General features: G+C 50.4%; 19 protein-coding genes and 2 tRNA genes. 15 read left to right on the top strand and 6 right to left on the bottom strand.

Annotation, left to right across the window (positions count from 1 at the left end; all coding sequences use genetic code 11):
- Positions 1 to 27 precede the first annotated feature (27 nt).
- Both DFR47_RS13135 and pdxY read left to right on the top strand, forming a co-directional pair.
- Positions 28 to 1,263, top strand: a complete 1,236-nt coding sequence (locus tag DFR47_RS13135; protein ID WP_113944859.1) for a benzoate/H(+) symporter BenE family transporter — start codon at positions 28 to 30, stop codon at positions 1,261 to 1,263.
- Positions 1,263 to 2,117 (top strand): pyridoxal kinase, encoded by an 855-nt coding sequence (pdxY, locus tag DFR47_RS13140; protein WP_113944860.1) that lies wholly within the window; start codon positions 1,263 to 1,265, stop codon positions 2,115 to 2,117. Before DFR47_RS13135 ends, pdxY begins: the two co-directional genes overlap by 1 nt.
- 45 nt (positions 2,118 to 2,162) lie before the next feature.
- Here the strand turns inward: pdxY and map are convergent, their stop codons facing one another.
- The 5 genes from map to DFR47_RS13165 form a co-directional block, all read right to left on the bottom strand.
- Positions 2,163 to 2,990, bottom strand: a complete 828-nt coding sequence (gene map, locus DFR47_RS13145) for a type I methionyl aminopeptidase (RefSeq protein ID WP_113944861.1) — start codon at positions 2,988 to 2,990, stop codon at positions 2,163 to 2,165.
- Positions 2,991 to 3,070: 80 nt separating this feature from the next.
- Positions 3,071 to 3,775, bottom strand: coding sequence for a DNA/RNA nuclease SfsA (sfsA, locus tag DFR47_RS13150; RefSeq protein ID WP_113944862.1), 705 nt, complete (start codon positions 3,773 to 3,775; stop codon positions 3,071 to 3,073).
- Positions 3,776 to 3,867: 92 nt separating this feature from the next.
- Positions 3,868 to 3,942, bottom strand: a tRNA-Glu gene (locus DFR47_RS13155).
- 239 nt (positions 3,943 to 4,181) lie between these two features.
- A tRNA-Glu gene (locus DFR47_RS13160) sits at positions 4,182 to 4,256 on the bottom strand.
- 324 nt (positions 4,257 to 4,580) lie between these two features.
- Positions 4,581 to 5,771, bottom strand: coding sequence for a YcbK family protein (locus DFR47_RS13165; protein WP_245416550.1), 1,191 nt, complete (start codon positions 5,769 to 5,771; stop codon positions 4,581 to 4,583).
- Positions 5,772 to 6,160: 389 nt separating this feature from the next.
- Between DFR47_RS13165 and DFR47_RS13170 the strand changes: the two genes are divergently transcribed.
- The 6 genes from DFR47_RS13170 (at position 6,161) to recJ (ending at position 14,795) form a co-directional block, all read left to right on the top strand.
- Positions 6,161 to 6,505, top strand: a complete 345-nt coding sequence (locus DFR47_RS13170) for a hypothetical protein (protein WP_113944864.1) — start codon at positions 6,161 to 6,163, stop codon at positions 6,503 to 6,505.
- Positions 6,506 to 6,703: 198 nt separating this feature from the next.
- On the top strand, positions 6,704 to 7,897 hold the full coding sequence (locus DFR47_RS13175) for an LL-diaminopimelate aminotransferase (protein ID WP_113944865.1): 1,194 nt from the start codon (positions 6,704 to 6,706) through the stop codon (positions 7,895 to 7,897).
- 102 nt (positions 7,898 to 7,999) lie between these two features.
- The gene (locus tag DFR47_RS13180; RefSeq protein ID WP_113944866.1) at positions 8,000 to 9,319 is read left to right on the top strand and encodes a homoserine dehydrogenase; all 1,320 of its coding nucleotides are present in this window, start codon (positions 8,000 to 8,002) and stop codon (positions 9,317 to 9,319) included.
- Positions 9,320 to 9,826: 507 nt separating this feature from the next.
- Complete coding sequence (locus DFR47_RS13185) at positions 9,827 to 11,356, top strand: ABC-F family ATP-binding cassette domain-containing protein (RefSeq protein ID WP_113944867.1); 1,530 nt, start codon at positions 9,827 to 9,829, stop codon at positions 11,354 to 11,356.
- A gap of 289 nt (positions 11,357 to 11,645) precedes the next feature.
- A complete protein-coding gene (gene glpX, locus DFR47_RS13190; protein WP_113944868.1) occupies positions 11,646 to 12,635 on the top strand; it encodes a class II fructose-bisphosphatase in 990 nt (329 codons plus the stop codon).
- Between the two features lie 357 nt (positions 12,636 to 12,992).
- The gene (gene recJ, locus DFR47_RS13195; RefSeq protein WP_113944869.1) at positions 12,993 to 14,795 is read left to right on the top strand and encodes a single-stranded-DNA-specific exonuclease RecJ; all 1,803 of its coding nucleotides are present in this window, start codon (positions 12,993 to 12,995) and stop codon (positions 14,793 to 14,795) included.
- Between the two features lie 36 nt (positions 14,796 to 14,831).
- Here recJ and DFR47_RS13200 read toward each other — a convergent pair whose 3' ends face one another.
- Positions 14,832 to 15,272 carry a VOC family protein gene (locus tag DFR47_RS13200; protein ID WP_113944870.1) on the bottom strand — a complete coding sequence of 147 codons (441 nt, stop codon included), beginning with the start codon at positions 15,270 to 15,272 and terminating at the stop codon, positions 14,832 to 14,834.
- 224 nt (positions 15,273 to 15,496) lie between these two features.
- On the opposite strand from DFR47_RS13200, the gene DFR47_RS13205 reads away from it, so the two are divergent.
- The 7 genes from DFR47_RS13205 (at position 15,497) to DFR47_RS13235 (ending at position 23,498) form a co-directional block, all read left to right on the top strand.
- Positions 15,497 to 16,078, top strand: coding sequence for a cold-shock protein (locus tag DFR47_RS13205; RefSeq protein ID WP_113944871.1), 582 nt, complete (start codon positions 15,497 to 15,499; stop codon positions 16,076 to 16,078).
- Between the two features lie 91 nt (positions 16,079 to 16,169).
- Positions 16,170 to 16,652, top strand: a complete 483-nt coding sequence (locus tag DFR47_RS13210) for a DUF192 domain-containing protein (protein WP_113944872.1) — start codon at positions 16,170 to 16,172, stop codon at positions 16,650 to 16,652.
- Between the two features lie 54 nt (positions 16,653 to 16,706).
- On the top strand, positions 16,707 to 17,486 hold the full coding sequence (locus DFR47_RS13215; protein ID WP_374788314.1) for an alpha/beta fold hydrolase: 780 nt from the start codon (positions 16,707 to 16,709) through the stop codon (positions 17,484 to 17,486).
- A gap of 176 nt (positions 17,487 to 17,662) precedes the next feature.
- Positions 17,663 to 18,487, top strand: a complete 825-nt coding sequence (gene cysE, locus DFR47_RS13220; protein ID WP_113944873.1) for a serine O-acetyltransferase — start codon at positions 17,663 to 17,665, stop codon at positions 18,485 to 18,487.
- Between the two features lie 83 nt (positions 18,488 to 18,570).
- Positions 18,571 to 18,783, top strand: coding sequence for a DUF3126 family protein (locus DFR47_RS13225; protein ID WP_113944874.1), 213 nt, complete (start codon positions 18,571 to 18,573; stop codon positions 18,781 to 18,783).
- A gap of 219 nt (positions 18,784 to 19,002) precedes the next feature.
- Positions 19,003 to 20,208: a zinc metallochaperone GTPase ZigA gene (zigA, locus tag DFR47_RS13230; RefSeq protein ID WP_113944875.1), complete on the top strand. Its 1,206-nt coding sequence runs from the start codon at positions 19,003 to 19,005 to the stop codon at positions 20,206 to 20,208.
- A gap of 1,118 nt (positions 20,209 to 21,326) precedes the next feature.
- On the top strand, positions 21,327 to 23,498 hold the full coding sequence (locus DFR47_RS13235) for an anthranilate synthase (protein WP_113944876.1): 2,172 nt from the start codon (positions 21,327 to 21,329) through the stop codon (positions 23,496 to 23,498).
- Positions 23,499 to 23,546: the final 48 nt, after the last annotated feature.

Genomic DNA, 23,546 nt, shown 5'->3' on the forward strand with positions numbered 1-23,546 from the left:
CCGCAGCCATATTAGAAAGCCTGCCTTATGTCCCAGACTATTCCGCCACCGTCTCCGTTGCGTTTCAGCGATCTGCCCCATCCGATTGTTGCCGGGTTGATTTCTGTGATCGTCAATTACGGGGGAACTTTTATTCTCGTATTTCAGGCGGCAAAGATTGCCGGTCTCAGTCCTGAGCTGACTGCGTCATGGGTCTGGTCTGTGTCTATCGGTGTCGGTGTGACAGGGCTGATGCTGAGCTGGTATTTTCGTGAGCCGATCATCACTGCATGGTCAACACCGGCGGCGGCCTTTCTGGTTACAGCACTGGCCACAACACCTTATGCGGAAGCTGTCGGTGCTTATATTATCTCGGCTCTTGCTTTTGTCGTGCTGGGGCTTTCCGGCACCTTTGAAAAAGTAATCCGGCTTATTCCGGCGAGTATCGCTTCCGGTTTACTGGCCGGTATTTTGCTGCAATTCGGTATCGGTGCTTTTGGCGGTGCAACGATTGATCCACTGCTCGTTGGCGGGCTGATTGTCGCTTATGTGTTGCTCAAGCGCTTTACCGCCCGCTATGCGGTGGTTGGGATATTGGTGCTGGGGATTGGTTTTCTGCTGGTGCAGGGGCGGGTGGATTTCTCCAACTTGAGCCTCACGCTTGCGGCTCCGGTCTTTACAATGCCGGTCTTCTCGCTGAATGCATTGCTGAGTGTTGCCCTGCCGCTATTCCTCATCACTTTGACCGGCCAATATATGCCGGGAATGCTGGTGCTGCGCAATGACGGCTTTAAAACCAGTGCCAATCCGATTGTCACAGTCACCGGCCTCGGCTCGCTGATCATGGCGCCATTCGGCTCCCATGCTTTTAATATTGCGGCAATTACTGCTGCGATTGCCACTGGCCGTGAAGCACATGAAGATCCGCGCAAGCGCTGGATTGCCGGTATTGCTGCGGGCGTTTTTTATGTGCTTGTCGGTGTGTTTGGTGTCACGCTTGCCGCGGTCTTTATGGCTTTTCCGGCAACATTCATCACTACGCTGGCTGGTCTTGCTTTGCTCGGTACTATTGGCGGCAGTTTGGCAGGTGCGCTGGCTGATCCGAAAACCCGTGAAGCGGCATTGATCACCTTTCTGGCCTCCGCTGCCAATATTAATCTGTTGGGTATTGGCGGGGCATTTTGGGGGCTGGTGATTGGTCTGGTTGCCTATATTCTGCTCAACGGACAGTTACCTAAGCGGGATCGTGAGGCGCTGGTCGCTGCCAAAGAAGGAGTAAAGTAATGTCGTTCCCGTTATCAATGCAGACCTCGGTCATTTCTATCCAGAGTCAGGTTGTCTATGGTCATGTCGGCAACAGTGCTGCGGTGCTGCCGATGCAGGCGCGCGGGCTGAATGTTGCTGCCGTGCCGACGACATTGCTCTCCAACCATCCGGGTTATGAAACCATGCGCGGGCGTGTGCTGGAACCGGAGCTGGTGAGTGATCTGTTGCGCGGGGTAGAAGAGCGCGGACTAATCGGTACCAGCCGTTATATTGTTTCCGGTTATCTGGGATCGCGTGCCAATGGCGAGGTTGTGGCGGATTTTGTCAAACGGGCGCGCAAGATCAATCCTGATATCATCTATATTTGTGATCCGGTGATGGGCGATACGGGCTTAGGCGTATTCGTGGCCGATCAGGTGATGGAATGTATCATCAATGAGCTGGTGCCGCTGGCTGATCTTCTGACGCCTAACCAGTTTGAAGTCGGGCTGATTACCGGTAGTGAGATTTCATCTTTCGATATTTTGCAGGAAAAGGTGCGTCAGATACAGGCATTTAACAATGCACGACTGGTGGCAACGGGCTGTGTCTTTCCCGATACACCCTATGGCTCACTGGAGAATGTGGTGTTTGAAGGCGGGGAAGAGACAAGACTGACTTCATCGCGTGTGCCGATTGTACCGGTGGGAACCGGTGATCTGTTCACCGGCCTGCTGACCGCTAATCTGGCGCATGGCAGCACTTTGACCGAAGCTGCCCGCAATGCTGCGTCAACCGTGCTCAACGTTGTCGGGCGCACTGCTGAACAAGGCGAATATGAGATGCAGTTGGGCGGTGCTATTACCGCCCTGCTGCCTGCTTCAGACATTTAATGCAGGATCATGGCCGCGATATCGGGAGATATCGCGGCCATTTTATTATTTTGAAGTCGTTGTGTAGAAAATATCTTTTGGCGACAGAGTGAAGATCTCACATCCGTCTTTGGTGACGCCGATGGTATGCTCATATTGCGCTGTCAGCGAGCGGTCACGGGTGACTGCTGTCCAGCCATCTTTCAGCACTTTCACATCCGGCTTACCGAGATTGATCATCGGCTCAATAGTGAAGATCATGCCTTCACGCATTTCAATACCGTCTGTTGCTTTACCATAGTGCAGAATATTCGGTGCATCGTGGAAAAGCTGGCCGACGCCATGACCGCAGAAATCACGTACGGCAGAGCAGCGCTCTGATTCCACATAGGATTGAATGGCTGCACCGATTGCGCCGGTTTTTGCACCGGGCTTTACGGCTGCAATACCACGCAGCAGGCTTTCATAGGTGACTTCCATCAGGCGCTCTGCAGCACGCTTGATCTGGCCGACTGCATACATACGGCTTGAATCACCGTACCAACCATCCTGCAGGAAGGTGATGTCGATATTGACGATATCGCCTTCACGCAGCGGCTTGTCGTCCGGAATACCGTGACAAACAACATGGTTGATCGAGGTGCAGGAGCTTTTTGTATAGCCGCGATAGTTCAGCGTGGCAGGCACAACGCCACGATCCGCACCGAATTCAAAAACAAAACGGTCGATCTCATTGGTGGTAACGCCCGGTTTGACAATATCATTCAGTGCATCAAGACATTCGGACGTAATTGCGCAGACCTTGCGCATGGCTGCAAAACCTTCAGGCCCGTAAAGTTTGATCTGGCCTGTATATTTAATCGGGGCGCTGTCGGCGTTGACATAGGTTACCATCGGGTGATCCGTATATATGTTAGGACAGCAGCAATGCTGTGCCGGAAGTTGTTGCCTTGCGAATCCCGCAGGACAAAAATTTACAGGGTCAGAACGGGTACTGTCTGATCCGCGATAATTGATTCAGGACTTATTTGGCACCGAATTGCGTAAGCCTCAACCCCATGCTGCCGCGCATTCGCAAATGCGGCGGCATAAACAGGATCGAGATCGCCGCAGATCGATAAAGAATCGCAATCCTGACGCTGGATAACGAAAACCATAACGCCGCGATGACCGGCTTTGACCATCTCGCTGAGTTCAACGAGATGTTTGGCACCACGGGCGGTTACACTATCGGGAAACTCTGCCAGTTGTCCTGTGCGCTTAAAATGCACATTCTTAACCTCTACATAGGTCTGCTGACCGCTTTCTCCAAGCAGCAATAAATCAATGCGGGAATTCTGCCCGTATTTTTGTTCGCGTTTCAGTGTGCTGAAGCCGGAGAGTTGCGGAATCATGCCGGAGAGAATCGCTTCTTCGGCAATTTTATTCGGCAGACCGGTATTGATCCCAACAAGCGTATCGTCGGCACGCACAATTTGCAGCGTATGGGCATATTTACGAGTCGGACTGTCGGAGATGCTGAGCCATGCTTCAGAGCCTGGTGTGGTCAGTCCGCGCATAGAACCGGTATTGGGCACCGAGGCAGTAATAGATTCGCCACTATCAAGCCGGATATCAGCCAGAAAGCGTTTATAACGCTGCAACAGAGTGCCGCGAACAAGGGGAGAGGGAAAAAGCATGTTTCTGCATAGATCAGACTTTATCTGAATGCAAAACTGAAATTTTATTCTGGTAGGTTTGTTCCGGTATTGATGTTTCTCTTGAAGAGAAGTGGTACGCCCAAGGGGAATCGAACCCCTGTCTGCGCCGTGAAAGGGCGCTGTCCTAACCGCTAGACGATGGGCGCCTGCCGGTGAACGCTGTATAGCTAAGCCGTATTGAATACGCAATAGGGAAAATGCAAAAAAATACAAAATATGTGAAAAAAATCTGATGCTTATGAAAATATCTGTAAATGCGCGTGAATCGAAATACGCAGCATTTTTCGGTGCGGTTCAGGCATTCTTTTTATTGTTTTGTCGTATCGAAGAGGAGAGTTTTTATCTCAGTTTTTGAGATTTTCAATCTTCTGCACTGTGGAGAAGATGGTACGCCCAAGGGGAATCGAACCCCTGTCTGCGCCGTGAAAGGGCGCTGTCCTAACCGCTAGACGATGGGCGCCTGCTGGTGAACCGGCTTATAGCGACAGGATATTTATCGCGCAAGTGGGTAAAATAAGAAATTTGAAAAAAATGCAGATTTTTTTGTTCTGTACGCTCCTCTCTGTGCATAAACTATGGCTGAAGCCGTGTTTTGCGTTTGAAATGAGGTGTTTAGGGCTTCGAAAATTTTGAAAATGTTTTGACTGGGCAAATTTATCCCGAAAATAAATGCAAAACCACTCGGGTGAGAGAAAAATACCTCAAAAAATGATTCAGGCCGGAATCAAATGATTTGATCCGGCCTGCGAAAAAATGCTGTTTTGTGTTTTTGAGCGGCAAAAAATTATTTGCGACGGCAGCGCCAGTTCCAGTCACGCTCAGGGCCAACGTCAATATGTACCGATTCTGTATGACAATAGGTGCCGACACCGCCGCGACCCGGCCATGTGCGTACCTGTCGGGCAATTTCCCATTTGGATACGCCAGGGATTTGCAAGTCCGCTGCAGCACAAGACATATGTAAAGAGCGCTTGGCACCACTTACAGAGCGATTGTGTGACGGACTGCGATAACCGGAGGTGATGACAACCGGTTTGCGATAATGACTTTCAAGACGCTTGATCATTGAGACCAGCTGCGGCTTCAGGCAGGAAACCTGAACTTTATCATGCTGGGTACGCAGGCCGTTTGGTGCAAGACGTGCCATGCCACCGGCAGAGGCCAGTGTGACCGGTGCGCTGAAATCATCTTCATCAAGATCAATGTCGCTCTCGTCAAAGACTTTGTTGCTATGGCGAATCTCGATGCCACCATTCGCACGCACACCTGGCAGAGTATAATTATAGTCAGTGGTACGCTTCGGCGAAGTTGCGGAGGCGGTTACAGTGGCTTCCTGCTTGCTATTGCCGCGTGGGCTGTTCTTACCCGGTGAGAACAAACGGGCTGCAGCGCCTGCGCTCTGGCTTGTTCTGTCAATGGCCGGAGCCACCGGTACAGCTCTTGCATTATTTTCCGGCTTGGTGGTCTCAGTCTGAGCGGTGGTTTCCTGCACTTTCGGCTGGCTGGCCGGTGCTGCTTCAGCCTGTTCAGCGGCGGCGAGTGCTGCCGTTGGTTTATTTCGTGTGCCAAACAGCGCAGCCAGAGTGGAAGGTTGTTCAGCCGGTGCAACAGTCTCGGCAGGTTGAATGACCTGTGCGGTTGCGGCAAGAGCAGTATCTGCGGAGGCGACCTGTACAGGTTTTTCAGTCTGCGCTGCCGCAGGCTGCTTTGCGGCCTCAGGAGAGTTCGGAACAGGCGTGTTTGCTGCAAGCGTCGCTTTGGCTGTATCCGCGCCATTTGCAGTCTTGGTATTCGTTGCCGTTGCGTTATCAGCAGATTCGCTTGTTTCCGCCGCCGCGATGTCAGCAGCCGCATTCTCCAGCAGGTTCGTGCCCGAGCTTGTTGTGCATCCGCTGATGCTTAAAGCGAGAATGATAGCCGAGCCGCAAAAAAGCTGAGCGTTTTTTTCTCGTATACGTTTTATCGTATCGAACAAAGCAAACCCTTTATTATGCTGCGACTTGACGAAGTGCATCTGCGGAAACCGAGACCAAATAAGATGTTTCCTATGCAGCGTGTGGCACAAATGGCTGTAAAGGAAGCTGCATTTGTGCGAAATTCTAATGTATTTATAAGCGAAGTGACCAGTTTAGTCAGGAAAAAAGTGTTAATTCTTTATTAAATCCTGTGCAAGTTACGATTCGTAACAATTAGTTTCATTATAATAATAATTGTTACATTCCGTGTTCGCGGTGTGCGCTGAGAGTAAATAGCGAATAACTGCGTTTTTCAGGCTGTAAATGTAAGCTTCCTGTTGCCAATTGAGCCTAGACGTTTATTGTCCGATTATTCGGCTAAAGTTTCGATATGCAGGGAATGTCCTTTATGAGCGCACAACAGAATAATCACTCCGCAACGCTGCGTTTCGCACTGTTCGCTGTGGCTGCTCTGGCGCTCGCGGGTTGCACAAGCGGGCCATCTGCCGGTGTGCCGCAGGAAGGTGCGCTGCGTACCGGTGTTTATCCGAATTTCGGTATTATGCCGCGTGGTGAAACCAAGCAGCTGACTTTTGAAGAAAAAGACCAGATTGCCGGTACGCTCAGCAGCGCCAAAGCCCGTCAGGGTGCCGTGAGCGCCAGCGGATCAAGCCGAGCGGAGATCGAGGCGCAGAAGCGTCGTATGCAGGCCGAGGCGGATGCCACATTAAAGGCAATCGAAGCGGGTCAGTAAATTCCCGCTCATCGTGGCCTCCAATGACTGACAGGCGCTGCTATACGCCATAAATTTATTCGCATTTCAGTATTTTACAGATCGGGGTGTCGTTTCTGGCGCTCTGGATTCGGGTCAAACTGATCCGGACTTTTAACAGCCATGCAGATTTTAAAGATAATGATGCTGCATTGGCATTCTAATTAATGGAAGAGAGATATGTCGGAAGAATTCCATAAAATCCGCCGCCTGCCACCTTATGTCTTCGAACAGGTTAACCGCCTGAAGGCGAGTGCGCGAGCGGGCGGAGCCGACATTATCGATCTTGGCATGGGCAATCCGGATTTGCCAACGCCGCAGGGCATTATTGATAAGCTTTGCGAAGCCGTGCAGGATCCGCGCAGTCATCGCTATTCTTCATCCAAGGGGATTCCGGGTTTGCGCAAAGCGCAGGCCAATTATTATGCACGCCGTTTTGGTGTGAAGCTCAATCCGGATACACAGGTTGTTGCAACCCTTGGCTCTAAAGAAGGTTTTGCCAATATGGCGCAGGCGATTACTGCGCCGGGCGATATTGTTTTGTGTCCGGACCCGACCTATCCGATCCATACATTCGGCTTTATTATGTCCGGTGGTGTGATCCGCTCTATCAGTGCAGAGCCGGACGAAAGCTTTCTGGTATCATTGGAGCGCGGCGTTAAGCACTCGATTCCGAAGCCGATTGCATTGATTCTGAGTTTCCCGTCGAACCCGACTGCACGTGTGGCAACGCTGGATTTCTATAAGGACGTTGTAGCTTTTGCGCGTAAGCACAATATTATCATTCTGTCGGATTTGGCCTATTCGGAAATCTATTTCGACGAAAACAACCCGCCGCCATCGGTGTTGCAGGTTGAGGGCGCTATGGATGTGGCCGTTGAATTCACATCGATGTCCAAAACTTTCTCGATGGCTGGCTGGCGTATGGGCTTTGCGGTTGGCAATGAAAGACTGATTGCGGCGCTTACCCGTGTTAAATCTTATCTCGATTATGGTGCTTTCACGCCGGTACAGGTGGCTGCAACGGCTGCACTGAACGGTGACGGCAGCGATATTGAATATGTGCGCAATGTGTATAAGACGCGCCGCGATGTTCTGGTTGAGAGTTTTGGCCGAGCAGGATGGGAAATTCCGGCTCCGCAAGCGACAATGTTTGCGTGGGTTCCGATCCCTGAACGCTATCGCGCCATGGGTTCGCTCGATTTTTCCAAACTATTGATCGAAAAAGCGGATGTAGCTGTTGCGCCCGGCCTCGGTTTCGGTGAACATGGGGATGAATTTGTGCGCATCGCTTTGGTGGAGAACGAACATCGCATTCGTCAGGCCGCGCGTAATATCAAGCGTTTTTTAGGGAATGCTGACGGAGCTGCCTGAACAGGTGGTTTCAGGACAGACACCTGAACTGTGCAAATCAATTGAGGCGGGAACATACAGTTCCCGCTTTGTCTGAATAGTATATATTGCTGAGGCACAATAATGAGTAATGCATTGCGGATCGGTGTCGCCGGACTTGGCACCGTAGGAGCATCGGTTTTGCGCATCCTGCGCGATAAAGCCGAAATGATGACAAGGCAATGCGGACGCGAAATTGTAGTGACTGCGGTCAGCGCACGTGATCGTACGCGCGACCGTGGTGTTGACCTTGTCAAAATCGAATGGTTCGATGATCCTGTCGCGCTGGCTAAATCAGAAAACATTGACGTTTTCGTTGAGTTGATTGGCGGATCAGAGGGTACAGCCCGTGCCGCTGTTGAGGCTGCGCTTAATGCCGGTCGTCACGTGGTGACAGCCAATAAAGCGCTGCTGGCCTATCATGGTGTGGAACTGGCAAAAATCGCTGAAGCCAAAGGCGTGTTGCTGAATTTTGAAGCTGCGGTTGCCGGTGGTATTCCGGTGATCAAGGCAATGCGTGAATCGCTGACGGGTAATACAGTATCGCGCGTTTACGGCATTATGAACGGTACCTGTAACTATATCCTGACCCGCATGGGTGAGGAGGGCATTTCGTTCAAAGATTGTCTGAGCGATGCCCAGCGTCTGGGTTATGCGGAAGCTGATCCGACATTTGATATTGAAGGTAATGATACAGCGCACAAGCTGGCATTGCTGACGAGCATTGCTTTCGGTACGCAGATTGCTGCCGATGATATTTATCTGGAAGGTATCAGCAATATTTCGCTGGCGGATATCCGCGCTGCGGAAGAGCTGGGCTACAAAATCAAGTTGCTCGGCGTTGCTGTTAAAACCGAAACCGGTATTGAACAGCGCGTTCACCCGACACTGGTGCCGACATCGTCTGTGATTGCACAGGTACATGGCGTGACCAATGCGGTGGCGATTGAGACTGATTTGCTTGGTGAATTGCTGTTGTCCGGTCCTGGTGCCGGTGGCAATGCCACAGCCTCTGCGGTGATCGGTGATATTGCGGATATCGGCAAGAGCCGTCCGGGTTTCCAGCACGGACCGGTTTTCGGTACGCCTGCTAAAGATTTGAAGCCAACATCACGTGCAAAAATGCGTACTCATGCGGGCGGATATTTCATTCGTCTCAATGTTCATGATCGCGCAGGCGTTTTTGCAACCATTGCCAAGCGTATGGCTGAGAATGATATTTCTCTGGAATCCATTGTTCAGCGTGGCAGCGGTGCCAGCGTTGAAGATGCTGTGATTAAAACAGTGGTTCTGGTAACCCATGCGACCACTGAAACGGCTGTGAAGCAGGCTTTGAAGGCGATTACCGAGGATGGTGATCTCTATGACAAGCCGCAGATGATCCGCATTGAGCGTGCAGGTTAAAATGACCTTCGTGCATCAGGTCTGGTACAGGGTACTCTGAGCAGCATGTAATGAATAAGAAAAGCCGCCGGATTTTACGGCGGCTTTTTATTGCTGATATGTCTTGTCAGTAAAATATGTTTTTGATAAAAAGCACAGAGCGTTTTGTGACATCTGATAGATGTTGCACTCGCTCTGATTTTTTTATCTGGTCGCATTCTCGCGGACGTTAAATAAGAATATTTAACTGCGAAATGCTTTGAGTTCAAACGCAGCAAAGATAAGGAGGGCCGTAAGATGTTTTCTCTGCGACATCAGCATCATCACACTTTCGGTCCTGATTACGCCCTGCATCATTAATTCGTGCAGGGCCGATTAAGACCGTACAATCTGTCTTTTTCAGCCTTTCTTTAAAAGGTGCAGTTTCGCGACAGGCAAACTGTATCTGACTGAGCCATTCCGTAACCAGTTCTGTCTTTTCGCAGAATTTCTGATGTATACGGCTATGGTAAATTTTGAGCTGAACCTATGTCTTTATTGAATCTCCAAAATCTTTCTCTTGTCCTGTCTGTTGATCTGTTTCGCAATTTGAGCCTCGTAGTAGGTGAGGGCGAGCGGCTTGGTGTGGTTGCCGCTAATGGTCGGGGTAAATCCAGCCTTATGCGTGTGATCAGCGGTGAGCTTGAGCCGACTGATGGTATGGTGACACGCGCCCGTGGTTTGAAAACTGGTGTGGTGCCGCAATATGTGCCGCAGGACTGGCTGGATATCACATTATATAATGTCGTGCTGGGTGGTCTGGATGAAGATGCGCAGATGCATGAGAGCTGGCGCGTTGATATTATACTCGATGATTTGAGTGTTCCGCAGGATATGCGCGACCGTGCAATGCGGCATCTGAGCGGCGGCTGGCAGCGCCTTGCACTGCTGGCGCGAACACAGATTGCCGAGCCTGATTTGTTACTGCTGGACGAGCCGACCAACCATCTGGATTTAGAGAAAATCGCCTTGCTGGAAGGCTGGCTGAATGATCTGCCACGATCAACGGCAGTGATTATGTGTAGTCATGACCGTGCTTTTCTCGATGCCGTGACCAAGCGCACATTGTTTTTGCGGCCGGAAAATTCGCAGATTTATGCGCTGCCTTATAGCCGTGCCCGCCTTGCTTTGGATGAGGCCGATGCTGCTGATGCCCGCCAATATCAGAAAGATATGAAAACGGCACAACAATTGCGCAAACAGGCTGCAAAGCTCAATAATATCGGCATCAATTCGGGCAGTGATCTGCTGGTGGTGAAAACCAAGCAACTGAAAGACCGTGCGGAGAAACTCGAAGATGCAGCCAAGCCTGCGCATCTGGAGCGCTCTGCCGGTGTTATTAAGCTGGCAGGGCAGAGCAGTCATGCCCGTGCGCTGGTGGTGATTGACAATCTCGATGTGGTCACGCCGGATAGCCGCGTTTTGTATAAAACCGGCCGTTTATGGATCAATCCGGGGGATCGTATTGTTTTACTTGGTGCCAATGGTACGGGCAAAACACGCCTGCTGACTATGGTGCGTAATGTGATTACGGGTGTTGAGCTGGAAAGTGCTGCGCTTAAAGCCACGCCGTCTCTGGTGCTGGGCTATAGTGATCAGGCATTGTCCGAGCTGAATGATAAATTTACGCCTCTGGAAACCATTATTCGGCGCTTTGATATCGGTGACCAGAAAGCCCGTTCGCTTCTGGCTGGTGCCGGTATGAATATTGATATGCAGGGTAAGGCGGTTGCGCATTTGTCCGGCGGGCAGAAAGCGCGGCTTGCCATGCTGGTACTGCGTCTGACGCATCCGAATTTCTATATTCTCGATGAGCCGACCAACCATCTGGATATTGAGGGCCAAGAGGCACTGGAAGCCGAATTGCTCAATAGTGATGCCGCTTGTTTGCTGGTTTCTCACGATCGCAGTTTTGTGCGGAATACCGGCAATCGTTTCTGGCAGATTGTGAAGAACAAGCTGGTGGAAGTGGAAAGCCCTGAGCCGTTTTTTGAAGTAGCTGCACAGACCGCAGGCTGACATAAACGCGTTTCGTTAAACAGGATACCGGCAGTGAATTTTCACGAAAATACACTGCCGGTATCATTCGTTTTCAAATGTGATGGTTTTTCAACCGAGTATAATCGATTTACTTTCACTTGCCTTGCTTTGTCTCTTGCAGGGAGAGCCCGATTTTGACAAAAGATGGCGACCATGTCTGACAATCCCCTGTCATCATAATCGGCTACAGCAGTTTTGTATCCGTTGCGCAGAGATACCATACCGGATTGCAGGCATAACTTTCGATAACGAATTTAGGACTGTTTAAATGGCCAATTCTGCAGATCAGACCCCGCAGGGTCTCGACCGTATTCTGACACTTGAGCTGGTTCGCGTGACCGAGCGCGCCGCTGTGGCTGCTGCCCGTCTGCGTGGCCGCGGTGATGAAAAAGCTGCGGATCAGGTTGCTGTTGATGCAATGCGTAAAGAGCTGAACCGTCTGCCGATCTCCGGTACTGTTGTTATCGGCGAAGGTGAACGCGACGAAGCGCCGATGCTCTATATCGGTGAAGAAGTTGGTACTCGTAACGGTCCTGAAGTTGACATCGCGCTCGACCCGCTGGAAGGCACCACCATCTGTGCCAAAAACCTGCCAAACTCTCTGGCTGTTGTTGCGATTGCTGAAAAAGGCAACCTGCTTTACGCACCAGATGTTTACATGCAGAAAATTGCTGTTGGTCCGGGCTACCCGCGCGGCGTTGTGGATATTGATGCTTCCGCCACTGAAAACCTCCACGCTCTGGCCAAAGCCAAAGGCGTTAAGGTCAATGAAATCACTGCCTGCATCATGGATCGTCCGCGTCACGCACGCCTGATCGAAGAAGTACGCGCAACCGGCGCTGCTATTCGTCTGATCGGTGATGGTGACGTTGCCGGTGTTATGCACACCACCAATCCTGATGAAACCGGCATCGATATTTATATCGGTATCGGCGGCGCACCTGAAGGCGTTCTCGCAGCTGCTGCTCTGCGCTGCATTGGCGGTCAGATGCAGGGTCGTCTGCAGTTCAATTCAGATGAACAGATCGCCCGCGCTCTGAAGATGGGCATTACAGACCCGAACAAGGTCTACCTGATGGAAGAAATGGCGAAAGGTGACGTTCTGTTTGCAGCCACCGGTGTAACCGATGGTAACATGCTCTCCGGCGTTAAATTTGCCCGCGACTACATCCAGACCCACACCATCGTCATGCGTGCCCAGTCCCAGACTGTGCGTGAGATTAAGGCGCGTCATCAGGACCTGTCCAAGTTCTCGTAAAAATCGCCAGCTTGGTCTGCAAATGGCGTCTGTCTCGAAATCCGGTGCTCACGTACACACGGCAACGCACGTCCTATTGGACGTGCAAAGTATGCCGTGACTTTTAGATGCTGCATAATCTTATCTTTCATCTGTAAGATGAAAGGATTATGCAGAAGTACGCTCCGCTCCGGTTCCAAAACAGCCACCATTTTCGCCGCAACCTGACGGTTTTTAACCTCGGCGCTAGATTGCCTGCTACGGCAGAGTCCAGACAGTGGCACGACAATTAAATTCTGCTATAAGGCGACATTGAAAAATGTCGCCTTTTGCTTTTGTAATACACGAATATACTGAACAGGAGTTGCCCGCGTGGATATGAGTGAGCGTTTGTTTCTCGGAATACGTTCTTCTGCAACGGGCATGAAATGGGTTGATCGTTTAGGTCTGCGTGAAGCCAATACCGCCCTCGCTATCGCCCAGAATTACGGCATCCCTGATCTGGTTTCCCGCGTTATGGCCGGTCGTGGCGTTGGTCTTGAAGCCGCCGAAGAATTTCTCAATCCGAGCATCCGCTCCCTGATGCCTGATCCGCTTACTCTGACAGATATGAAACAGGCCGCGGTACGTATCGCCGATGCAATTCAGCGCCGTGAGAATGTAGCCATTTTCGGTGACTATGACGTCGATGGTGCCTGTTCTTCAGCACTCCTGTCACGTTTTCTCACTGCCTATGGCATTAAAAATCTGATCTACATTCCGGATCGTATCTTTGAAGGTTACGGCCCTAATCCCGACGCGATGCGCGAGCTGGTCACGAAGGGGGCTTCTCTGATCGTGACTGTGGATTGCGGCACCAACAGTGCTGTCTCAATCACGGCTGCAAAAGATGCCGGTGCCGATGTTGTGGTGCTGGATCACCACCAGCTTGGCGGTGCCTTGCCGGAAGATGCTGCGGCGATTGTTAACCCGAACCGCGAGGATGATATTTCAGGGCAGGGACATCTCTGTGCTGCCGGTGTTGTTTTTATGACCTTGGTGCAGGTGGCGCGGGAATTGCGCGAGCGGGGTATTAAAGCGCCCAATGGCACGCCGGATTTGCTGGGCTATCTTGATCTGGTAGGTTTGGCCACAGTTTGTGATGTGGTGCCGCTGATTGGCGTGAACCGCGCTTTTGTGGTCAAAGGTTTGCTTGCCGCCCGCAATCAGAGCAATGCAGGGCTGGCGGCTTTGGCGCGGGTTTCACGTATCGGTGAGCCGCTTAATAGTTTCCATTTCGGTTTTCTCATCGGCCCCCGCATCAATGCCGGCGGGCGTATCGGCAATGCTGCTTTGGGTAGCCGGTTGCTGACATTGGACGACCCTGTTGAAGCCAATACCATTGCAGAAGAGCTGGACAGGCTGAATGCCGAACGTCAGGCGATGGAAGCGATCATGCTGCAACAGGCAGAAGCTGAAGCTTTTGCTGAGCTTTCCGGTAAGTCAGGGCCAGCCGTGCTGGTCACCGCGAATGAAGAATGGCATCCGGGTATTGTCGGTCTGCTGGCCTCCCGTCTGAAGGATAAAGCCAAGCGGCCGGTCTTCGCCATTGCTTTCAATGCCAATGGTGTGGGCACCGGTTCCGGACGCTCAATCAGCGGTTTTGATCTTGGCAAGCTGGTGCGCAAAGCCGTTGAGCAGGGGCTGCTGGTTAAAGGCGGTGGCCATGCTATGGCGGCGGGTATCACGGTGGAGAAATCCAAACTTGGTGCTTTGCGGGCATTTTTTGAAGAACAGGCCGCCGAGCAGGTGGACGAGTTGCGCTCCGAGCAAAGTCTGGCGATTGACGGTGCTGTTTCTGCCACCGGTGCGACCGTTGCATTATATAATGCACTGGAAAAAGCAGGGCCTTATGGTGCCGGTCATGTGCAGCCATTGTTGGCATTGCCGAACCATACGATCGCCGATGTGCGTACTGTTGGTCGCGACCATGTTAAAGTCGCGCTGAAGGGGCTGGATGGCAAACGTGTGGACGGCATTGCCTTCCGTGCTGCTGATAGTGATCTGGGGCGTTTCCTGTTCGATCAGGCCGGTCATATGGTGCATATCGCCGGCCATTTATCGCTCAATCACTGGAATGGTTCAGTCTCAACCCAAATCCGTATTGTGGATGCTGCGAAAGTTGATCTCTCGCGCCAGTAAGATAGCTTACCAGCTATAGTCTGTTTTGATGTCAGCTCACCAGCTTCCGGTATTTTCCATGGATGCCCATGGTTCTTGTGGTGCGAGTTTTTCACCCTTTTGCAGGATCTCAATGGAAATGCCGTCCGGTGATTTAACAAAAGCCATGCGGCCGTCACGTGGCGGACGGTTGATGGTGACGCCTTTGTCTTTCAGGTTCTGGCAGAAGTCATAAATATTATCGACCTCATAGGCGAGATGCCCGAAATTGCGACCGCCGCTATAGGTTTCCGCATCCCAGTTATAGGTCAATTCCAGTTCCGGTGCGCGGTTGGTTTCGACATTTTCCTGATCCTGCGATGCGCTGAGGAAAATCAGGGTAAAGCGTCCTTGTTCGCTTTCCGTGCGGCGGGTTTCAACCAGTCCGAATTTATTGACATAAAAATCCAGGGCTTCATCGATATCGCGGATACGAACCATTGTGTGCAAATAGCGCATGTATTGCTCCTCTGTGACCTGATTCCTGTTTGTTGTAACAGGTCTTGGCTAAGAAACAGGTCAGAACGCAAATGGTTCATCACTATTTTGCGGTAACACTCATAAAGTCTGTGATCGAAACAGGAATAATGAAACTTTGCTCTTGCCGGATACGGTTAAGGAAGTGTTATCTTGGAGACGAGAATCAACCTGATTTGCCTTGCAGATGAAAGGAGGAGAGTGCCATGACCGACAAGTCTTTGTCCCGTGAGTTTGTGGACGGTGCCAACTCCGCTGATAGCGCAACGGATATTGTTGAAATTTCCGGGGTTATTAAATGGTTCGATGTAGCCAAGGGCTACGGCTTTGTCGTTCCTGATCAGGAGGGCTACGGCGATATTCTGGTTCACGTAACAATTCTGCGCCGAGACGGTTTCCAAACGGCACAGGAAGGCGCACGTGTTGTCTGTGAAATTCGCCGCGGTGAGCGCGGCTGGCAGTGTTTCCGTGTCGTTGCGCTTGATCTGTCGACTGTTGCGCATCCTTCGACTTTGCCGCCAGCACGGACCCATGTGGTTGTTACCCCGTCGAGCGGTCTGGAACGTGCCATTGTGAAGTGGTTTAACCGCACCAAAGGCTTTGGTTTCCTGAGCCGTGGTGAGGGGACTGAAGATATTTTTGTGCATATGGAAACGCTGCGCCGTTTCGGTATGATGGAATTGCGTCCGGGACAGGTGGTTCTGGTGCGTTTTGGTGATGGTGATAAAGGCCTGATGGCTGCGGAAATCCATCCGGATATTGGTTCGCCTTTTACAAATCCTCATTAAGAAAACCGGTCACTGACCGGTTTTTTCATATGTGCTATCATGTACTGCACCTCTAATTTCTCTAAACTCGTTTTGAAGTATGGTTTGCCCGATGAAACAGTGGTTTGCTTTTGTTGTTTTTATTGCAGCTCTTATAACCGGCAGTGTGTCTGTCTCCGCGCAGGAAGCGCCGATGCAGCTTGCTGTGGATGCGCAAGGATTAAAAATACAAACGGCTGCGGGTGAGAATAATTTTGCGCTGGAAATTGCCGATACTGATCAAAGTCGTAGCACAGGGCTGATGTATCGCACGGATTTTCCTGCTGATCGGGCAATGATTTTTGTTTTCGGTGAAGAGCGTCCCGTAATGATGTGGATGGCTAATACGCCGCTGCCACTGGATATGCTGTTTGTGCGTAAGGACGGCACCATCGCCCACATTGCTGAAAATACAAAGCCTTTTTCAAAAGATATTGTTTCTTCCGGTGCGCCGGTGGCTTTTGTCATCGAAGTGAACGCGGGCATTGCTGAGAAAGAAGGCATCAAGGCTGGCGATAAGGTGCAGCACCGGATAATATGCGGGCAATGTAAGTAATATGAGTCCTGCCTGAGGGTAGGGCGAGCTGGAATAAGATTGCGGAAGTGAACTATGGTCGTGAATGTGAATGAAGTCCGTTATTTCGAACATGACGGATTAAAACTGGCTTATCGTGATGAAGGACAAGGTGAGCCGATTTTGCTGATCCACGGTTTTGCTTCCTCCGGTATGGTCAACTGGCTTAATCCGGGCTGGATCAAAACACTGACCGATGCAGGTTATCGTGCTATTGCGATTGATAATCGTGGCCATGGCCGTTCCGATAAGCCGCATGACCGTGAACTTTACTACCCGTCATTAATGGCTGCTGATGCTGTTGCACTGCTGGATCATCTGAATATCGAAAAAGCTCATGTGATGGGGTATTCGATGGGCGCGCGCATCAGTGCATTTGCGGCGCTGGAACATCCGACACGCGTGCATAGTCTGGTATTTGGTGGTCTGGGGATAGGCATGGTTACCGGTGCCGGTGACTGGGATCCGATCTATGAAGCGCTGCTGGCGGAAGATGTGGACAGTGTTACCCATCCGCGCGGCCTGATGTTCCGTAAATTTGCCGATCAGACCAAGAGCGATCGTTTTGCACTGGCTGCCTGTGTTATTACCTCTAAAGAACTTATTCCGGCGCAGGCGATGGGCATGATCAGCCAGCCGGCATTGGTGGCTGTCGGTACAAAAGACGATATTGCGGGTGACGCGCAGGAGCTGGCTGATTTAATGCCAAATGCATCCGCCGTGGATATTCCTGATCGCGATCATATGTTGGCTGTCGGTGATAAAGTCTACAAGCAGGCGGTTCTGGAGTTTTTGAAAGAACATCCTATCGTTTGATGTTTGTCTGGTGAGGAAATTCCATACAAGGGCGACAGAGGTATTTTCATCTCTTGCAATGAGGGGTAGACTTCCCAGATAAAGGCTCAGGTGAAGGCGATGACGGTTTTTCTGTCTGCCGTGATTTGAGTTTGAAGATATCTGCGTTGAAAGAGATGCAAAGCAGGAGGCATGTTATGGCCGCACAAAATTCTCTGCCGGTAAGCAAGATCGTTGATCATATGGATCCGATCTGGCATTCGGTGCGTGCTGAAGCGGAAGCTGCGGCATTGAAAGAGCCTTTGCTGGCTGCATTTCTTTATTCCACCGTGCTTAATCAGGATAGTCTGGAAGATGTGGTCATGCATCGCATTTCCGAGCGTCTTGGTCATGCGGATGTTGCGGCTGATTTGCTGCGCCAGACCTTCGTTGCTATGCGCGATGCCTCGCCGGAATGGTCACAGACACTGCGTATTGATTTGCAGGCAGTTTATGACCGCGATCCGGCTGCAAGCCGTTTTCTTGACCCGCTGCTTTATATGAAGGGCTTTCACGCTATTCAGACCCACCGTCTAGCACATTGGCTGTGGAAGGACGGGCGTAAGGATTTCGCTTATTATCTGCAGAGCCGCTCTTCTTCAATCTTCCAGACGGATATTCATCCGGCTGCAAAGTTTGGCAGCGGTATCTTTCTCGATCATGCAACAGGGCTGGTTGTTGGTGAGACAGCGCAGATCAGCGATGATGTGTCGATCCTGCATGAGGTGACACTGGGCGGCACCGGTAAGGCTGGTGGTGACCGTCATCCGAAGATCGGTCGCGGCGTGCTGATCGGTGCCGGTGCAAAAATTCTCGGCAATATCACCGTTGGCGAATGCTCAAAAATTGCTGCCGGTTCTGTTGTTGTGAAAGCCGTACCGGATAATGTCACGGTTGCCGGTGTTCCGGCGAAAGTGATTGGTGGCTGCGAATGTGCAGAGCCGTCGCGTGCTATGGATCAGCTGATCAGCGCAGCCGAGTAATACACAGGCGACATGTTGCCCCTTTACTTATCGGGCGCAGAGGCGCATGAGACAGCCCGTAAAAATGAAACAGGAGAATCCGTTTGAAACCCGAAGAAATTAAGAAACTGGACGCCTATTTCAAGCGGACTTTTGACAATCAGGGCCTCGCTGTTAAGGCGCGTCCACGTAAGGATGACTCCTGCGAGGTTTTCCTTGATGATGAATTCCTTGGCCTGATCTATAAGGATGAAGACGAAGGCGAACTGTCTTACAACTTCTCCATGGCCATCCTGGATATCGATCTGGAAGGCTGATAGATTTTATTTGTATCTTTTGAAGATATAAATTTATCAGTAAAAATAAATATTTATGGCGGTTTGTGCGTGAAGAGATTCACATTTACAAGCCGCCATTTTTTATTTTCACCTGAAACTGGCTTGTCAAATGTTATTGTATAACATATCAATCTTGACGCTTTTTAAAATGCAGGCGGCGTCACAGCTGTCTGCAGTTTTTGCTATTCAGGAGATGTTATGGATCAACGATTACCCGTTACAGTGCTGTCCGGATTTTTAGGAGCCGGAAAAACCACCTTGCTCAATCATATTCTGAATAATCGTGAACAGGCGCGCGTTGCACTGATCGTTAATGATATGAGTGAAGTGAATATTGATGCTGCATTGCTGCGTGATGGTGGTGCCAATTTGTCCCGCACACAGGAGCAACTGGTTGAGCTGACCAATGGCTGTATCTGCTGCACATTGCGTGACGATCTTTTGCAAGAGGTGTCACAACTCGCCAAACAGGGGCGCTTTGATTATCTGCTGATTGAATCGACAGGTATTTCCGAACCTTTACCGGTGGCGTCGACCTTCGAGTTTCGGGATGAAGAGGGTTTCAGCTTGTCTGATATTGCACGGCTGGACACGATGGTAACGGTTGTGGACAGTGCTAATCTCTTGCGCGATTATGCTTCGCAGGACTTCCTGAAAGATCGCGGCGAAACAGCCGGAGAGGGCGATGAGCGCGGTTTGGTGGATTTGCTGGTTGAACAGATAGAATTTGCTGATGTCGTGGTGCTGAATAAGATCAGCGAAGTGTCTCTTGAGCAAAAGCAGGATATTTATAAAATTATCCGTGCGCTCAATCCGGATTGCGATGTGGTAGAAGCCGATTTCGGGCAGGTGCCGTTAGCGCGGATTATGAAGACCGGACGGTTCAGTTTTGAAAAGGCCGAGCAACATCCGCTATGGTTCAAAGAACTTTATGGTTTCAAAGATCATGTACCGGAGACAGAAGAATATGGCATCCGTTCGTTTGTTTATCGTGCACGTCGTCCGTTCGATCCGGCAAAGTTCCACGATTTTATTCAGGAGAGCTGGGCAGGGCTGATCCGCTCCAAAGGTTTTTTCTGGCTGGCGACACGTCCGCGCTATGTGGGGGAGTTAAGTCAGGCGGGTGCATTGTTGCGCACGGGCAAGCGCGGCCTGTGGTGGGCGTCAATTCCCAAGCAATATTGGCCGGAAGACGAGGGCTGGCGTCAGTCTATGCAGCCCTATCTTGATCCGTTCTGGGGTGATCGTCGGCAGGAACTGGTTTTTATAGGCACCGCAGCGCTGGACGAGGGGGCAATCTGTGCGGCCCTTGATGATTGTCTGGTCGAGGCTGATAATTTTGTGCCCGATGAATGGGCATCGCTTTATGATCCGTTTGAATCATGGGATCAGCGCGCAGCATAAGTTTATTATTGTAAAACAATATTCTACGCCTTTGTGTGAAGAATTAGATTCACACAAAGGCACTGTGTTTACTTCGGATCTAGTGCGTAGATTAACCCTGCGGTAGCCGGTTGTAATGCTTCGCTGATCGCAATAGGCAATAATTATCATTGCCGGTGGGAGACTCACCGCAAATGACTGATCTGCGGCTTTACGGTATTTTAAATGCGCATAGCATTTTATGGCTCTGACGACTTGAGAGAGGATTTTCTTTATTCGCTGTCATACAGTAGAAAATTTCGGTTTTTGTAAAAGATTCGCCTGCCATACATTAAGTGTGGTGGGCAATTTTTATTTCACACTTATGCACAGAAATCTGTTGACGAAATATGCAACCCAAGGTAGCTTTGTCCTTGTACTGAAAAGCATATTTTACCTATATATTTTAGATCAAAGCATAATATTTTTTTGAAATTAATTGCTTATGGAATAAGGGACGGGCAAGCTTCCTCTTTTATTATGGCCCGCCTGACGGTTCGCATATCGGACACTTTAACCCGGATCGATTTATGGTCCGGGTTTTTCTTGTATGTGCTATTGAATTGATTTTAATGGTATAATTTTGTTACTTAAAATATTTTTTGTATTTATATATGCTGAAGCGCTTTCTCGTTCGTCGGGCATCAACTGATATGTTTAACAAGAGGAACACGAGTGGTCTTGATTAATGCGGTTTATCTGATTGCTTGTTGTTGCATGTGACTATTGGGTGATTGATTATATAAGTAATTACAACTTTTAAGAGTGTTCTGCTTTTAAATAAAATTCTGAATGGACAGAAAAACACGACAATCGGTCTTGCATGCTTTGCTTTGCGGAGATAACAATAGGACATGATTAAGTTTACTTTTGCATCTCTTGTTTGGTGGTGGGCTCGCTTCTAGCGGCCAACGCAGACATTTGCATAAGTGTCATTCAGGTCGCTCAAGGTTTCACCGGGCGGCCATTTTCATATTTAGCCCAGAAATCTTGTAGCTCCTGATCGTAATTTACGAAAACAGAGCAGAAATGCTCTTTTGAAAAACAGGTGCGAAACCCGCCATTTGGCATTATAGGGATCGCAACAACAGGAGCGGGCGATTATGGCAAAGACTGCCGATCAGGATCAGCACGATTACAGAACGCAGGGCGGGGTCACCGTCGCGCGTCGCCGTCATGCGGTGGAATATAAAACGGCTATTGATAAGCGCATTGATGCGCTGGATACACGACGTGGCGCAGTTTTCTCTTCCAATTATGAATATCCGGGTCGTTATACGCGCTGGGATACCGCTATTATTGATCCGCCGCTGGTTATCACCTCCAAAGGCCGCTCAATGCGAATTGAAGCGCTGAACGCCCGTGGTGAAATATTGCTCGGTGGTATTCGCCCTGTTGTTGCAGCCTTGCAGGAAGTGACAATTAAAGCTGAGAGCGAACAGAAGCTTGAGCTGACTATTGCTGAGCCGACACGGCAATATATGGAAGAAGAACGTTCGCGTATGCCGTCGGTATTCACCGTACTGCGTGAGATTGTAGCGCTGTTCTTTTCCGAGGAAGACAGCAACCTCGGTCTTTATGGTGCTTTTGGTTATGATCTGGCCTTCCAGTTTGAGCCGATCACCTACAAGCTGAAGCGTCCTGAAGATCAGCGTGATCTGGTTCTGTTTATTCCGGATGAAATTCTTGTCGTTGACCATTATTCCGCTAAAGCGTGGGTCGACTCTTATGATTTTACCGTTGGTAATAAAAAAACCGATGGTTTGCCGCGTGAAACACCGGCAGATGAATTCAAAGCGGCTAAAACACTGGCAGCAAAAGGCGATCATCAAAAAGGCGAATATGCTGCTTTGGTTGAACGCGCCAAAGACAGCTTCAAATGCGGTGATCTTTTTGAGGTGGTACCGGGACAGATTTTCTATGAAAAATGCGAAAATCAGCCGTCAGCCATTTCCCGCAAGCTGAAAAGCATTAATCCGTCGCCATATTCTTTCTTCATCAATCTGGGTGATCAGGAATATCTGATCGGTGCTTCACCGGAAATGTTTGTGCGTGTGAATGGTCGTCGTATCGAAACCTGCCCGATCTCCGGCACCATCAAGCGTGGTGAGGATGCGATTTCAGATTCTGAGCAGATTCTGAAACTGCTTAATTCCAAAAAAGATGAATCCGAACTGACCATGTGTTCTGATGTGGATCGCAACGATAAAAGCCGTGTTTGTGAGCCGGAATCCGTGCGTGTGATCGGTCGCCGTCAGATCGAGATGTATTCCCGTCTGATCCATACGGTTGACCATATTGAAGGCCGCTTGCGTGATGGCATGGATGCTTTTGACGGCTTCCTCAGCCATGCATGGGCAGTAACTGTTACCGGTGCGCCAAAGCTCTGGGCAATGCGCTTTATTGAAGAGAATGAACGCAGCCCGCGTGCATGGTATGGCGGTGCGGTAGGCATGATGCATTTCAATGGCGATATGAATACCGGCCTGACACTGCGCACTATTCGCATTAAAGATGGTGTGGCGCAGGTGCGGGCAGGGGCAACCTTGCTCTATGATTCAAATCCGCAGGAAGAAGAAGCCGAAACCGAATTGAAGGCATCGGCAATGCTGACCGCGATCCGCGAGGCACATATCAAGCCGGAATTGCAGGAGAAGGCGCAGTCTATGAAAGCAGGAACCGGAACGTCTGTTTTGCTGGTCGACCACGAAGATTCCTTCGTGCATACGCTTGCCAATTATTTCCGCCAGACCGGTGCAAATGTTGCAACAGTACGCTCGCCGGTGAGTGATGAAATTTTTGATCGCTTCAAACCGGATCTGGTAGTGCTTTCACCGGGGCCTGGCACGCCGAAAGATTTCGACTGCACCAACACGATCCGTAAAGCGCGTGAGCGCGATCTGCCGGTCTTCGGCGTCTGTCTGGGCTTGCAGGCACTGACGGAAGCCTATGGCGGTTCGCTGAAGCAGCTGGAAATTCCGATGCATGGCAAGCCGTCACGCATCAAAATTCTGAAAAACGGCGTGGTCTTTGATGGTCTAGGTTCGGAAGTCACCGTTGGTCGCTACCATTCGCTCTATGCAGATAAAGCGACACTACCTGCAGATTTCACAATTACAGCGGAAACCGATGACGGTGTGATCATGGGGCTGGAGCATAAAAGCGAGCCGGTTGCGGCTGTGCAGTTCCATCCGGAATCAATCATGACGCTTGGCGGCAATGCCGGTATGCAGATGATTGAAAATGTGGTGTCAAAGCTCGTTAAAAAATAAGCATTGCTGATGCTTAAAGAAAAAGCCGCAGATGAAAATCTGCGGCTT

The sequence above is a fragment of the Pseudochrobactrum asaccharolyticum genome (genome assembly GCF_003314995.1).
Classification (GTDB): domain Bacteria; phylum Pseudomonadota; class Alphaproteobacteria; order Rhizobiales; family Rhizobiaceae; genus Pseudochrobactrum; species Pseudochrobactrum asaccharolyticum.

Excerpts from the sequence above, each read along its gene's own strand:
- DFR47_RS13135 (WP_113944859.1), top strand. The coding sequence starts at position 28 with ATGTCCCAGACTATTCCGCCACCGTCTCCGTTGCGTTTCAGCGATCTG.
- pdxY (WP_113944860.1), top strand. The coding sequence starts at position 1,263 with ATGTCGTTCCCGTTATCAATGCAGACCTCGGTCATTTCTATCCAGAGT.
- map (WP_113944861.1), bottom strand. The coding sequence starts at position 2,990 with ATGGTAACCTATGTCAACGCCGACAGCGCCCCGATTAAATATACAGGC.
- sfsA (WP_113944862.1), bottom strand. The coding sequence starts at position 3,775 with ATGCTTTTTCCCTCTCCCCTTGTTCGCGGCACTCTGTTGCAGCGTTAT.
- DFR47_RS13170 (WP_113944864.1), top strand. The coding sequence starts at position 6,161 with ATGAGCGCACAACAGAATAATCACTCCGCAACGCTGCGTTTCGCACTG.
- DFR47_RS13175 (WP_113944865.1), top strand. The coding sequence starts at position 6,704 with ATGTCGGAAGAATTCCATAAAATCCGCCGCCTGCCACCTTATGTCTTC.
- DFR47_RS13180 (WP_113944866.1), top strand. The coding sequence starts at position 8,000 with ATGAGTAATGCATTGCGGATCGGTGTCGCCGGACTTGGCACCGTAGGA.
- DFR47_RS13185 (WP_113944867.1), top strand. The coding sequence starts at position 9,827 with ATGTCTTTATTGAATCTCCAAAATCTTTCTCTTGTCCTGTCTGTTGAT.
- glpX (WP_113944868.1), top strand. The coding sequence starts at position 11,646 with ATGGCCAATTCTGCAGATCAGACCCCGCAGGGTCTCGACCGTATTCTG.
- recJ (WP_113944869.1), top strand. The coding sequence starts at position 12,993 with ATGAGTGAGCGTTTGTTTCTCGGAATACGTTCTTCTGCAACGGGCATG.
- DFR47_RS13200 (WP_113944870.1), bottom strand. The coding sequence starts at position 15,272 with ATGCGCTATTTGCACACAATGGTTCGTATCCGCGATATCGATGAAGCC.
- DFR47_RS13205 (WP_113944871.1), top strand. The coding sequence starts at position 15,497 with ATGACCGACAAGTCTTTGTCCCGTGAGTTTGTGGACGGTGCCAACTCC.
- DFR47_RS13210 (WP_113944872.1), top strand. The coding sequence starts at position 16,170 with ATGAAACAGTGGTTTGCTTTTGTTGTTTTTATTGCAGCTCTTATAACC.
- DFR47_RS13215 (WP_374788314.1), top strand. The coding sequence starts at position 16,707 with ATGGTCGTGAATGTGAATGAAGTCCGTTATTTCGAACATGACGGATTA.
- cysE (WP_113944873.1), top strand. The coding sequence starts at position 17,663 with ATGGCCGCACAAAATTCTCTGCCGGTAAGCAAGATCGTTGATCATATG.
- zigA (WP_113944875.1), top strand. The coding sequence starts at position 19,003 with ATGGATCAACGATTACCCGTTACAGTGCTGTCCGGATTTTTAGGAGCC.